11 protein-coding genes are annotated in these 12,251 nt (G+C 59.0%); 9 read left to right on the top strand and 2 right to left on the bottom strand.

Going from position 1 to position 12,251, the window contains the following annotated elements; translation table 11 throughout:
* Nucleotides 1-170: 170 nt before the first annotated feature.
* The 8 genes from peaA to ACNYC6_RS13505 all read left to right on the top strand — a co-directional run bounded on the left by peaA (nucleotide 171) and on the right by ACNYC6_RS13505 (nucleotide 9,713).
* Complete coding sequence (peaA, locus tag ACNYC6_RS13540) at nucleotides 171-1,712, top strand: quinohemoprotein amine dehydrogenase subunit alpha (protein WP_419712964.1); 1,542 nt, start codon at nucleotides 171-173, stop codon at nucleotides 1,710-1,712.
* A gap of 87 nt (nucleotides 1,713-1,799) precedes the next feature.
* Nucleotides 1,800-3,230: a quinohemoprotein amine dehydrogenase maturation protein gene (gene peaB, locus ACNYC6_RS13535; RefSeq protein WP_419712694.1), complete on the top strand. Its 1,431-nt coding sequence runs from the start codon at nucleotides 1,800-1,802 to the stop codon at nucleotides 3,228-3,230.
* A gap of 1 nt (nucleotide 3,231) precedes the next feature.
* On the top strand, nucleotides 3,232-3,555 hold the full coding sequence (qhpC, locus tag ACNYC6_RS13530; RefSeq protein WP_419712693.1) for a quinohemoprotein amine dehydrogenase subunit gamma: 324 nt from the start codon (nucleotides 3,232-3,234) through the stop codon (nucleotides 3,553-3,555).
* A 17-nt stretch (nucleotides 3,556-3,572) separates the two neighbouring features.
* Complete coding sequence (gene peaD / locus ACNYC6_RS13525) at nucleotides 3,573-4,700, top strand: quinohemoprotein amine dehydrogenase subunit beta (RefSeq protein WP_419712692.1); 1,128 nt, start codon at nucleotides 3,573-3,575, stop codon at nucleotides 4,698-4,700.
* A 33-nt stretch (nucleotides 4,701-4,733) separates the two neighbouring features.
* A complete protein-coding gene (locus ACNYC6_RS13520) occupies nucleotides 4,734-6,221 on the top strand; it encodes an aldehyde dehydrogenase family protein (protein WP_419712691.1) in 1,488 nt (495 codons plus the stop codon).
* A gap of 260 nt (nucleotides 6,222-6,481) precedes the next feature.
* A complete protein-coding gene (locus tag ACNYC6_RS13515; RefSeq protein WP_419712690.1) occupies nucleotides 6,482-7,531 on the top strand; it encodes an AraC family transcriptional regulator in 1,050 nt (349 codons plus the stop codon).
* 113 nt (nucleotides 7,532-7,644) lie between these two features.
* Nucleotides 7,645-9,264 carry an acyl-CoA synthetase gene (locus ACNYC6_RS13510; RefSeq protein WP_419712689.1) on the top strand — a complete coding sequence of 540 codons (1,620 nt, stop codon included), beginning with the start codon at nucleotides 7,645-7,647 and terminating at the stop codon, nucleotides 9,262-9,264.
* On the top strand, nucleotides 9,261-9,713 hold the full coding sequence (locus ACNYC6_RS13505) for a MaoC family dehydratase (RefSeq protein WP_105641099.1): 453 nt from the start codon (nucleotides 9,261-9,263) through the stop codon (nucleotides 9,711-9,713). The genes ACNYC6_RS13510 and ACNYC6_RS13505 overlap by 4 nt, the downstream gene beginning before the upstream one ends.
* Nucleotides 9,714-10,241: 528 nt before the next feature.
* Here ACNYC6_RS13505 and ACNYC6_RS13500 read toward each other — a convergent pair.
* The gene (locus ACNYC6_RS13500) at nucleotides 10,242-11,024 is read right to left on the bottom strand and encodes an SIR2 family NAD-dependent protein deacylase (protein ID WP_419712688.1); all 783 of its coding nucleotides are present in this window, start codon (nucleotides 11,022-11,024) and stop codon (nucleotides 10,242-10,244) included.
* Between the two features lie 106 nt (nucleotides 11,025-11,130).
* On the opposite strand from ACNYC6_RS13500, the gene ACNYC6_RS13495 reads away from it, so the two are divergent.
* Nucleotides 11,131-11,340: a hypothetical protein gene (locus tag ACNYC6_RS13495; protein ID WP_419712687.1), complete on the top strand. Its 210-nt coding sequence runs from the start codon at nucleotides 11,131-11,133 to the stop codon at nucleotides 11,338-11,340.
* A 125-nt stretch (nucleotides 11,341-11,465) separates the two neighbouring features.
* Here ACNYC6_RS13495 and ACNYC6_RS13490 read toward each other — a convergent pair whose 3' ends face one another.
* Entirely contained in the window at nucleotides 11,466-11,882 is a 417-nt protein-coding gene (locus ACNYC6_RS13490; RefSeq protein WP_419712686.1) for a hypothetical protein, read from the bottom strand.
* Nucleotides 11,883-12,251: the final 369 nt, after the last annotated feature.

Below are 12,251 nucleotides of genomic sequence, written 5' to 3'. Positions count from 1 at the left end.
TGTCGGCAAGAAAAGAAACTTTTGCTTGCAACCCCTGATGCTATGGCCACAGCCAGCGCACGGCGGGCTATGCCCCACCGAGAGCAACCGTGTTGGCTCCAATAATAAGGTCGATTCGGTGGAGGTGGCAGTTGCAGATAAATAGACGACTCTATGTACTGGGGCTCGGGCTGTTGTGGAGCGCAGCCTCGCCTGCGGCGCAACCTACCGATACGAATCAGCGTGATGGCCTGACCATCATCAAGGAACGTTGTGTGGGCTGTCATATCGCCGAAGGTAATGATTCATTCAGCCGTATCAGTCATCAACGCAAGACGCCAGAAGGCTGGCTGATGACGATCGGCCGCATGCAGAACATGCGAGGCCTGAGCATCAATGATGAAGACCGGCGCACCGTAGTCAAGTACCTTGCCGACAAGCAAGGTCTGGCGCCTTCCGAAACCGACGGCATGCGCTATGCCATCGAGCGTCGTCTCAACACGATCAAGCCGTTCGAACAGCCGTTTTCGGACATGTGCGCACGCTGCCACACCGGCGCCCGTATCGCTTTGCAGCGTCGCCCGGCCCAGGAATGGGAACACCTGATCAATTTCCACATGGCACAATTTCCGTCACTTGAATACCACGCTCTAGCGCGAGATCGTGACTGGTTGCCGATTGCGATGAAGCAAATACTGCCGCAACTGGCTAGCCAATACCCCTTGGACAGCAAAGCCTGGACCGATTGGCAGGCAACCCGGCCACAGGCGCAATCGCTGGTCGGGCAGTGGAGTTTCAGCGGGCATATGCCGGGCAAGGGAGAGTTATCCGGCCTTATGGACGTCACCAACGCAGGCGGTGACGCTTTCAAAGTCATCATGAAGGGCCAATACGCCGATGGTAGCCCGTTCAACGGCGAAGGCAGCGCGGTGCTCTACAACGGCTACGAATGGCGCGGCAACGTGAGCATCGACGGCGTGACCATGCGCCAGGTGTTTGCCGCCAGCAAGGGTGGCCTCGATGGCCGGATGTTCGACAAATCCCATGATGAGCGGGGCCTGGATTTCCAGGCGGCACAGCAAGGTACACAGCGCTTGTTGGACATCCAGCCGGGCTACCTGAAAGCAGGAGGCGAAGCCGAAGTCAACCTGATCGGCAGCGGTCTTGAGGGTGTGCCGGACTTCGGCAAAGGTGTTGAAGTGGTCCAGGTGCTGGAACAGACTCCGGAGCGCATCAAGGTCAGGATCAAGGCCGCCAGCGATGCGGCCCCGGGCCTGCACGCGATCAGCGTCGGCTCGCTGAAAGGCGCAAACCTTGCGGTCTACGACGATATCGCCAGCGTCAAGGTGGTGCCGCAATACCTGGTCGCGCGCATTGGCGAAGGTGGCGGTTCAACACCGAAAGTCCAGGGCCGTTTCGATGCCGAAGCCTGGGGCAAGGGCGCCGATGGCAAGCCGTATCGCATCGGCGTGTTCCCGGCGCAGTGGAAGGTCGAGGCCTTCGACGACCGCGCCAAAGAGGATGAAGACGTCAAGTTCGCCGGCACCATGCAGGCCGACAGCGGCGTATTCACCCCGGGCGATGCCGGACCGAATCCGGCGCGCAAGATGTCCACCAACAATGCCGGCAACCTCAAGGTGATCGCCGCCGTCAATGACGCAGGAAAACTTCTGACCGGCGAAGGCCACATGATCGTTGGCGTGCAACGCTGGAACAACCCACCCATTCCATGATGTTGAAACCTGGGCTGCAACGGCTTCAGAGACTTTTTCGGAATGATCGCAGGCCCCGTCGAACGGGGTTTGCACAGGAGGTTTGCCATGGGCGCTATCTTGAATCTGGTCGAACGCAACCTGCACGAAGTGCAGGTCGATGCCGACCGCATGCTGTTTCACATCCCCAGCTCTTCGCTGTTTGCCAGCGACGAACTGACGGGCACCATCATCGACACCCTGCGCGGTCCGGGTTGCTCCTCGGACGACTTGATCCAGCGCCTGGCCGCGCGGTTCAACGGCGAGGAAATCACCGAGACCCTGCGCGAGCTGATGGCCCTGGAACTGGTCAGCGACGGCTCGCCGCTCACCCCGGACATCGCCACCAAGCGCGTCGAGCGCACGGCGATCAACACCGTGGTCCTGAACGTCAACACCGGCTGCAACCTGAGCTGCACCTACTGCTACAAGGAAGACCTCGACAAGCCCTCGGCCGGCAAGAAGATGGACGTCGAAACGGCGATTGCCTCGGTGGAAATGCTGCTGCGCGAGTCACCGGATGAAGAGCGTTTCACCGTGGTGTTCTTCGGTGGCGAACCGCTGAGCAACCGCAAGCTGATCGAGTACATGGTCGACTATTGCGAGAAGCGTTTTCGCGAGGCGGGCAAGTTCGTCGAGTTCGTGATGACCACCAATGCCACGCTGCTCACCGAAGAAACCGTGGACTATCTGAATGCTCACCGTTTTGGGCTTTCAGTGAGCATCGACGGACCAAAAACCGTGCACGACCGCAACCGCATCACCGTCGGTGGCCAGGGCACGTATGACGTAGTACGGCGCAAGGCCGAGATGCTGCTGTCGCGCTACAACAGCCGCCCGGTGGGCGCGCGAGTGACCCTGACCACCGGCGTCACTGACGTCGAAACCATTTGGGATCACCTGTTCAACGAGCTGGGTTTCGCCGAAGTCGGCTTTGCCCCTGTGACCTCCGGCGACATCAGCAGCTTCAACCTCACCAGCGATGAACTGGTGCAGGTGTTCGCCAACATGAAGGCCCTAGGCCGGCGTTACCTGGAAGCGGCACTGGAGCACCGCAACATCGGTTTCTCCAACCTGCACCAGTTAATCACCGACATCCACGAAGGCCACAAGAAAGCCCTGCCCTGCGGCGCGGGTCTGAAGATGCTGGCGGTGGATCACAAGGGCGAGCTGAACCTTTGCCACCGCTTCACCGGTTCCAGCCTGCCGACCTTCGGCAACGTTCACAGTAGCGTGAAACAGGTCGAGCTGAACGACTTCCTGTCCCAGCGCCTGGACCGCACCAATACTGGCTGCGAAGACTGCCAGATCCGCAACCTGTGCTCCGGCGGCTGCTACCACGAGAGTTACGCGCGGTACGGCGACCCGACTCACCCGACCTATCACTACTGCGAACTGATGCGTGACTGGGTCGACTTCGGCATCGAGGTCTACACCCGGATCATGGCCCACAACCCTGCGTTCATCAGCAGTTACATCACTCCGCGCAAGGCTCACTGATATGAAACATCTCAAGGCAATCAATAACAAAGCGTTGAAGCTGGATCAGGCCGCGGACGAGAACCGCATTGAAGAAGTGGTCGCGATGAGTTCGGTGGCGGGCTGCACCTCGACCACCGACCCGGGCTGGGAAGTGGATGCGTTCGGTGGCGTGTCGTCGTTGTGCCAACCCATGGAAGCCGATCTCTACGGCTGCTCCGACCCCTGCTGGTGGCCGGCCCAGGTGCCCGACATGATGAACACCTACCCAGACTGGAACAAGGATGCCCACGCCTCGGCACAAGGCTGGCGCAATCTGGGAACCGTGTTCCCGGACGACAAATAACTGATCAGGAAGTGACTATGAAAACAATTAAAGCCCTCTCACTTCTCGTTTGCCTCACAGGCGTCAGCACCCTGGTGGTCGCCCAGGATAACCGTGCCCTGGAAAACGGACATGAGTACATGGTGGCGTTGAATTTCCCCAACAACCTGCACGTGATCGACATGGCCACGGACCAGATCTACAAGTCCTGTGACCTGCCGGATTCCTACGGGCCGGGAACAGCGCAAGTGTCGCCGGATGGCAAGATCGCCTACATCCTCAACAACCACTACGGCGACCTATATGGCGTCGACATGGACAGCTGCGAAACCGTGTTTCATGCGCGACTGGCGATCAATCCGAACGAGTCCGCGCGCGCCATGTTCTCCATTGCCGTCAGCCACGACGGCAAGGAAATTTACAGCGTGGCGAATCCCTCAACTCTGTACAGCGACCACATGAAAGCGCTGCCTCCACGCTTGCAGGTGTACGCCGCCGATGGCGGGTTGCAGGCCAAACCCACCCGTACCTTCGAAGTGCCGAGGCAGATCTCCATCCTGATGGCGGCCGATGACGGCAGCCTGTACATGGCAGGTGTCACCGGCATCTTCAAAACCGACGTGCACACCGGTAAATACACCACCGCCGTGGCGACCCGGGACTGGAAGCGTCCCGGCTACGGCGCGCCGGACATCCTCTACGTGTGGCCGCACCAGACCGACATGAACGATTTCACGCTGCTGTACACGGCGCCGAAATTCAAGGACGGCAAACAGGACCTGCAGACCGCCGACTATGTCTACGGCTACATCAGCATCGACCTGAAGACTGGGAAAAGCACGGTCAAGGATTTTGCCCCGTTCACGGAAATCTACTTCACCGGCTTGCGCTCGCCCCAACACCCCGGGCAGATCTGGGGCGTGCTCAACAAGCTGGCGCGGTACGACATCAAGTCACAGAAGCTGCTAGGTCGGGCCGATCTCGATCACACCTATTACTGCGTGGCGTTCAATAAATCCGGGAGCAAGTTGTACCTGGGCGGCAGTCTCGATGACGTCGCCATCTTCGACCCGGAAACCCTCAAGCCCCTGGGCAAGATCAAGTTGCCAGGTGGCGACATGTCCGACAGCACCCTGCAGGTATTCGTGCGCCAGACGCAGCTCTAGCTCTCTACCCGCCCCCCTATCAAAGGATCGATCATGACTGTCTTTTCGATACTGCCCCAAACCCGACAATTTCTCGGCCGTGACTTGCAGATGTTCATCAATGGCGGCTGGACACCCGCCGTCGAAGGCCGCTCCATGTCCTTCCATGATCCGGCCACCGGCGAGCCGCTGGGCAAGGTGCCTGCGGGCACCCGGGCCGATATCGACCGCGCCGTGCGCAACGCCGCGCAAACTTTTGAAAACTCCGCCTGGAGCCGCCTGAAACCACGGGATCGGCAGAACCTGTTGTGGCGCCTGGCCGACCTGGTCGAGCGCGACAAGCAGCACCTGGCCGAGCTGGAAACCCTCAACAACGGCAAGCTGCTGTCGGTTTCCCTGGGCGATATACAGTTCGCCATCGATTACCTGCGCTACATGGCCGGCTGGGCGACCAAGATCGAAGGCGCCAGCCTCAACGTTTCCACCGAGTTGGGCTTGGGCGAAGTGTTCAGCGGCTTCACCCGGCGCGAACCGGTCGGCGTGGTCGGTGCGATCGTCGCCTGGAACGTTCCCTTCTTGCTGGCGTGCTGGAAACTTGCACCCGCGTTGGCCACCGGTTGCACCATTGTGCTCAAGCCGGCGGATGAAACGCCGCTCACAGCCCTGCGCCTGGCCGAGTTGGTCATGGAAGCCGGTTACCCGGCCGGTGTGTTCAACGTAGTAACCGGCACGGGCGCCGAAGTGGGTGCCGCCTTGGCCAGCCACCCGGCGGTAAACAAACTGACCTTCACCGGATCCACCGCGGTGGGCAAGCAGGTGGGCAAGGCGGCGATGGATACCCTGGCGCGGGTGACGCTGGAGTTGGGGGGCAAATCACCGGTCATCGTCATGCCGGACGCCGACCTGGATGCCGCTGCCATCGGCGCTGCCAACGCCATTTTCGCCAATCAGGGCCAGGTGTGCTGTGCCGGTTCCAGGCTTTACGTCCACCGCAAGGTATTCGATCGGGTAGTGGCCGACGTGGCGAACATCGCGCGCTCCATCACGCTTGGCAATGGTCTCGACGCGAGGTCGCAAATGGGCCCGTTGATTTCATTGCGCCAGGTGAACCGAGTCGATTCCTACATTGACGTGGGGCTCAGTGAAGGAGCGGAAGTCGTCTGCGGCGGCAAGCCGAGCGGCCCCGGTTACTTCTACGAACCCACGGTCATGGTCAACGTGGGCCAAGACCACAGGGTGGTGCGTGAAGAAATATTTGGCCCGGTACTGACGGCCCTGCCCTTCGATGATCTTGAACAAGTGCTGGCCATGGCCAACGACACGGCTTATGGCCTGGGGGCCAGTATCTGGACGTCCAGCCTGGCCACGGCCCATCGGGCGATTCCGAAAATCAAGTCAGGATCGGTGTGGGTGAATTGCCACACGATGCTGGATGCGTCGCTGCCTTTTGGTGGCTACAAGGGATCGGGCCTAGGACGGGAAATGGGCAGTGCGGTGATCGAACACTATACCGAGTTGAAATCGGTACTGATCCAGGTCTGAAGAGGTCTGGGGCGGCACGTCAAAGCGCCGTCCCGACATGCCCGTATCATTTCGATACAGAATGTTACAGCTTCGTCTCCCCGTGACACACAATCCTTCGATTTCGTCATCACTGTCATATCGTTGCATTCCTTCCGGGGGACGTGGAGTCCCGTGTTTTCGGGCCTCGGCCATCTGTCGAGGAAGGTCTCAAGGGTGGGTGCCAATGGCATAAAAGATGCTGTTTTTTCTGAAAGCCTTGATTCAGAGAGAGCATCCCGGTGGATAACGCACATCAGCACAGCAGTACCGCCGATGTAACGGTGGTGGCATCGGCGGCCCATGGTTTGGGTGAATTCATTGCCCTGCAAGGGGGTGACCCCGACAGTGTGTTCGGCAACGCCGGGCTGAACCCCAAACTGCTGGCCGACCCTACCCTCCATCTTCCATTGACCGGTTTCTGCGGCGCTTTTGAAGAGGGCAGCCGGCAGACCCGAAATGACAATTTCGGCCTCGATTTTGGCCGTCAGTTCAAGCCGGCCAACATCGGCCTGCTCGGCTACATCGCCTTGAGTTCACCAACACTGGGGGATGCGTTTTGCGCCATGTCGCGGCTGTTTGCCGGCCACCAGCAAAACACCCTGATGCGTCTTTGCGACGAAGGCAGCGTCTGTCGCCTCGAATACCAGATCCTGCATTGCGCCATTGCGCACAAGCGCCAGGACGCCGAAATGACCCTGGCGGCGTTCACAAACCTGGCCCGTCACGCCTTGGGTAATCGCTGGGCGCCGGAACAGGTGCTGTTCGAGCATCAGCGTCCCGAAGGCTGGCACAAGCACAGCAAATTCTTTGATGCACCGGTGCTGTATGGCCAGACTCGCAACGCGATGATTTTCAAGCGCAGCTGCCTGGAGCGGCCTATGCCGGACCAGGACGCCCTGCTTCTGCAGCTGTTGACGGCGACCATGCAACGCAACATGCCCATGATCGATTGCAAGACCAGCCTGGTGGACAGTGTGCGTCGCGAGATCCAGCAGGCGCTTGACCATCATGACCTGAACTTGAAGCTGATCGCCGGGCGCCTCAACCTGACGAGCTGGACCCTGCAGCGCCGGCTCAATGACCTGGACATGACCTTCACCGCCCTGGTCGACGACGTGCGCTGGACCATCGCCTGCAACAAGCTCTCGCAATCGTCGCTGCCGATCTCCGAGCTGGCGGTACAACTGGGCTTTTCCGAGGTTAGTGCGTTCTCCCGGGCGTTCAGTCGCACCCACGGCATGAGCCCGCGGCAGTGGCGCCAGTCCCGCCCGGCGTGGAGTCCCCTCTAGTTTTTTTGTGATCGACGGTCAAGTTATAGTGGCCGCCAGTTAAGAGTTTTTCCGCTTGAAGCTCCAGGCTATGGTCATTGCACTCGTCCATGCTCATGCCCTGGAGATATCCCGTGTACTTTCCCCAAGAACAAGAAAACCCGCAGCCCGGAGCGTTTTTCAACATGGCCGATGCCATTTGTGATCGCTGGGCCATGAGCGATCCACACCGCATCGCGCTGATCCAGAAAAACCCCGACGGCAGTATCAGCCGCTACAGCTTCAAAGACCTGCAGGAGCAAGCCAACCAGTTGGCCAACGCCCTGACACGACACGGTGTCAAATCCGGCGATCGGGTGGGCATCATGCTGGCGCAATCCCTGGAGGCAGGCATCGCGCATATCGCCCTGTACAAAATCGGTGCGATTGCCGTGCCTTTGTTCGGCCTGTTCGGTCTCGATGCCATCGAGCATCGCGCCCGGGATTGTGCCATGAGCGCACTGATCACCGACCGCACCGGCACCGACAAACTGCAGCAAATCTGGCAGCGCCTTCCGGCACTGACCCTGTGCCTGAGCACCGCACCTGGCACTGACAGCAGCGACCCGCGACTGCTCGACCTGCACGCTTGCATGGCCGGCGAATCCAGCGAATTCAGCACCTGCCGCAGTACCGTCGAGTCCCCCGCGCTGATCATCTATACCTCCGGAACCACCGGTCACCCCAAGGGCGCCCTGCATTCACATGGAGTGTTGCTGGGGCATGTGCCCGGAGTGCGAATGTCCCATGACGACTTTCCCCAGCCCGGCGACATCATGTGGACGCCCGCTGACTGGGCCTGGATCGGCGGCCTGCTGGATGTGTTGTTGCCCAGCTGGTACTTGGGGGTCGCGGTGGTGGCCCATCGTGCGGAAAAATTCCAGGCGGAACAGGCTTTCGCCCTGCTGGAAGAACTGGCCATACGCAATGTCTTTTTCCCGCCTACCGCGTTGAAACTGCTGCGCCAGGTGGCTGATCCGCAAACCCGGTGGAACCTGAAATTGCGTTCGATCGCCAGTGGCGGGGAATCCTTGGGCGAAGAGCTGCTCGCCTGGGGCAAGCACAGCTTCAATGTGCAGATCAATGAGTTTTACGGGCAAACCGAATGCAACCTGGTGCTGTCCTCCGCCGCTGCCAGTGGCGTCTATCGCCCGGGCGCCATCGGCAAGGCCGTACCCGGTTTCAACGTCGCTATCGTCGATGACCAGGGGGACATTGCCGCCCCGGGTACGGTCGGCCATATTGCAATCAGGACGCCCAACCGCAACCAGATGCTCGGTTACTGGAACAACCCCGGTGCCACAGCGGAAAAATACATCGGCAGCTGGCTGATCAGCGGGGATCGCGGCTACATGGACGCGGACCAATACGTCTACTTCCTGGGCCGCAACGATGATGTGATTACCAGCGCCGGCTATCGCATCGGGCCAACGCCCATTGAAGACTGCCTGCTCAAGCACCCGGCGGTGAAGCTGGCCGCCGTCATCGGCAAAAAAGACGCCACGCGCACCGAAATCGTGAAGGCCTATGTGGTGCTCTGTGATGGATTCAGCGCCAGTGACAGCCTGATTGCAGAGTTGCAGCAGCATGTACGCAAGTACCTGGCCGCCCATGAGTACCCGCGGGAAATCGAGTTTCTGCCAACCCTGCCGATGACGGCCACGGGCAAGATCATTCGTGGCGCCCTGCGCTCCCGTGAGGAGGAGGTCGCATGAACTTCATTGGAAAAGCATTCAACGAGCTGCAAACCGGTGACAGCTTCGGGCAGACGTTGACCATTGAAAACGCCCACATCAGCCAGGCGTGTGGTTTGTTTGGAGATTTCAACCCACTGCACAGTGATGAGGTGTTCTGCGCCAATAGCCGCTTTGGCAAGCGAATTCTGCATGGCCCCATGACGGGTGCGTTCATGTCAGCGTCTATCGGCATGTATTTCTACGGGACTGCCGTGGCGTACCTAGAGCATAACTGCAACTTTGTTGCACCCGTATTCGCAGGTGACACACTGACTGTTACCTGGTCTGTAGAACAAAAGCTCCCGAAGCCAAAGGTCAATGGCGGTATAGCCGTACTGCAGGGCATCTGCGTCAATCAACGAGGCGCAATCGTGGCCAATGCTGCCGGGAAAATAATGCTGATCAACCGACAAGCCAAGGACCGGTAATCGTTGACCAACGTTACCGGCATACGGCTCCGATATCTCGACGCCGGGCCCCTTTCGACGATATGCATGTCCACCCAATATGGCATCGTAGCCGGGAGGTCCCTCCCAGGCCCGTGTAACGCCGGTCGACTTGAGTAGTGCCTCTCTGTCTGGTGCTGGCTTGGCGAATAGCGAAGGTTAAGTAATTTGGAATCGTCTGCTGCCTCAGGAAGGTGTATTTTCCAGCCATTTACCCTTCTCCGCCATGGTTGTCCGCCTATAATTCCATTGATCTGTACCAAAGGAGCGCCCGGCGACATGACAATGGTCCATGAACGTACCCGCAGCGTTGTCCAAACCGAAGCTTTTTTGCGAGATATTGTCAGAGTGTTGGCGCTGACGCCGCATTGACCCAGTGGCCGAGATGTCACTGACCCAGTCTGACTCCTCGAAAAACATTGCCTGCGCGGGGTTTGTGCCGATTTGAAGGTGGGCAGCCTTGCATCGGCACGTGGGTCAATTCGGCATCGGCCTCAACAAAACGCAGCTTCAAAGCTCAAGCTTCCTGGTTTTACCCGCCTTTATCCTTTCGAGCAGCATCGACAGTACTTCGGCGGCAGCTCCAATCAGCATGAGTTCCTTCGGTTCACCCATTGCAACGTCGACCTTGTTCACATGAATGACCGAAGCTCCAGACGCCAATGCAAGATCGGGAAGGCCTGCTGCAGGCATGACGATCCCGGAGGTGCCGACTGAGACCAGCAGATCGCAATCTTTCACCAGCTGCACCGCAGTTTTCCAAGCCTGGGGGGGTAAATCCTCTCCGTACCAGACCACCGCAGGACGCATCTTGCCATTACAACGCTGACACCTAGGAGGGTCGATCAGAGCACCTTCATCCGGCACTGCTGATTGATCGGGTGTCACAACCGCAGGCCGATGGCAGGCGAAGCATTTTGGCATTGCCAAACTGCCATGCAAATGCACCACATTTAACGAGCCGGCTCGCTCATGGAGATCGTCAATGTTCTGGGTGACAACAGACACCTGGCACTGGAAGTTAGCCATCCGCGGTATTGCAAGATGTGCGGCATTGGGCTCTGCTTGAGCAATGCGGAGCCGCCGCCACAAATACCAGCCCCACACCAATGCTGGGTTCTCCCGAAAGGCCTTGGCCGTCTCTAAATCCCTTGGATCGTATCCTGCCCAGATTCCAGACAGTTTTTCGCGATAAGTGGGAATGCCGCTATCGGCGGAGATGCCAGCGCCGGTGAAAAAGACCACCTTTCTGGCTTTTTGCAGTGCGTCTACAGCTTGCTCTATGACCGTCATGCTACCCCTCCCAGCCTCAGTTGCTTTCCACAAGCAGCAACTGCCAGCTAATTCCGTCGAAGGTCACCCCGCCCTGCTACGCTTTGGTCTTCACGGAGGAAACGCCATGCCCACCTCAGACCTGCTGCCTTCCTTGTTGTCCAAGCTCAATGAAAACCAACTTGCCCTGGAAGCGGCCATCCTAGAACTTTCAAACTGGGTAGAGCAGCGTGGTGCGGTTGAAGTCGCGGACAATGTACGCGGCGCCTTGGTGGCGATCGACCGAAATGAAGAATTCATCAAGATGACCCTCGCTGTAATGATGACGCCGGAATGAAGATCAAAAGCGAGCTGTAACCCACGAAACGCCACAACGGGGGAGTGACTTACCCCATTCATCACAGCCAGAGAGGAGAGGGCATCGTCTGTCGATCCGCTTTTGGCACTGTCAGGACTGCTGACTTACGGTTTTCGACGACGAGTGTCGCCAGGCTGGAGATCCGCACCTACTCCCGCCAGCGGGCCGGGTGGCTCTTGGCTTTCATCGCGATGGCGCAGGTTATTGATCAGCCGCTCATCGAGCGCGCCAAACCCAAAAGTCGTTTCTTCCGCCTCTGGCTCAAGGTCTTCGGCGTCTGGTGCCAAGTACCCTGGGCTGAGCAAATAATGCGAAAGTAGCTTGTGCTGGGGATATCGATTCTCAAAATGCTGTAACAACCCATTGAAAATTTCTTCCCCGGCCGGAGTTCCGGCCACCCTCCGTATCACGAACTCGGCGATGGCTAGACGTACCTCGATCTCACTCGCGTTGAGCGGGAGCTCCTCTGCGGTTTCTTCAAACCATTGGTAACTGCCATATCTCAGAGGCTGATCAGTCATCTTCGGACACCCGCCTTGAGTGGAACGCCGTGATGAGCAAGACCATACGGCAACGTACGGCCCATCGTTATCAGGTGGCTGTCATTGAATCAATGCGCCAGCGAATCCAACATACTGCAAGCGCGAGCCCAATGAAACCACCGGAATCCTGTGTACGCCCACGGGAAGTTCGCGGCAGTACATACGGCAACAAGCACCTGAATGAACGAATCGAAGTTCGTCACCAGCATGGGCGCTCCTGCCAGACCCTCCTCAGCCATTCAGCCGTCGAGGCTCCCTTAGAGTCTGGCCCAGCTCAAAGTCCGACCACCTCAGCCCACAATGCGTTCGGCTGCCCCTTCAGATCAGAGCATGTATTAACAACGAGGA

The sequence above is a fragment of the Pseudomonas sp. NFX224 genome, assembly GCF_048565165.1.
Taxonomy (GTDB): domain Bacteria; phylum Pseudomonadota; class Gammaproteobacteria; order Pseudomonadales; family Pseudomonadaceae; genus Aquipseudomonas.
Note: the sequence above shows the minus strand (reverse complement) of the source record. Positions and strands in the feature narration are given on the sequence as shown.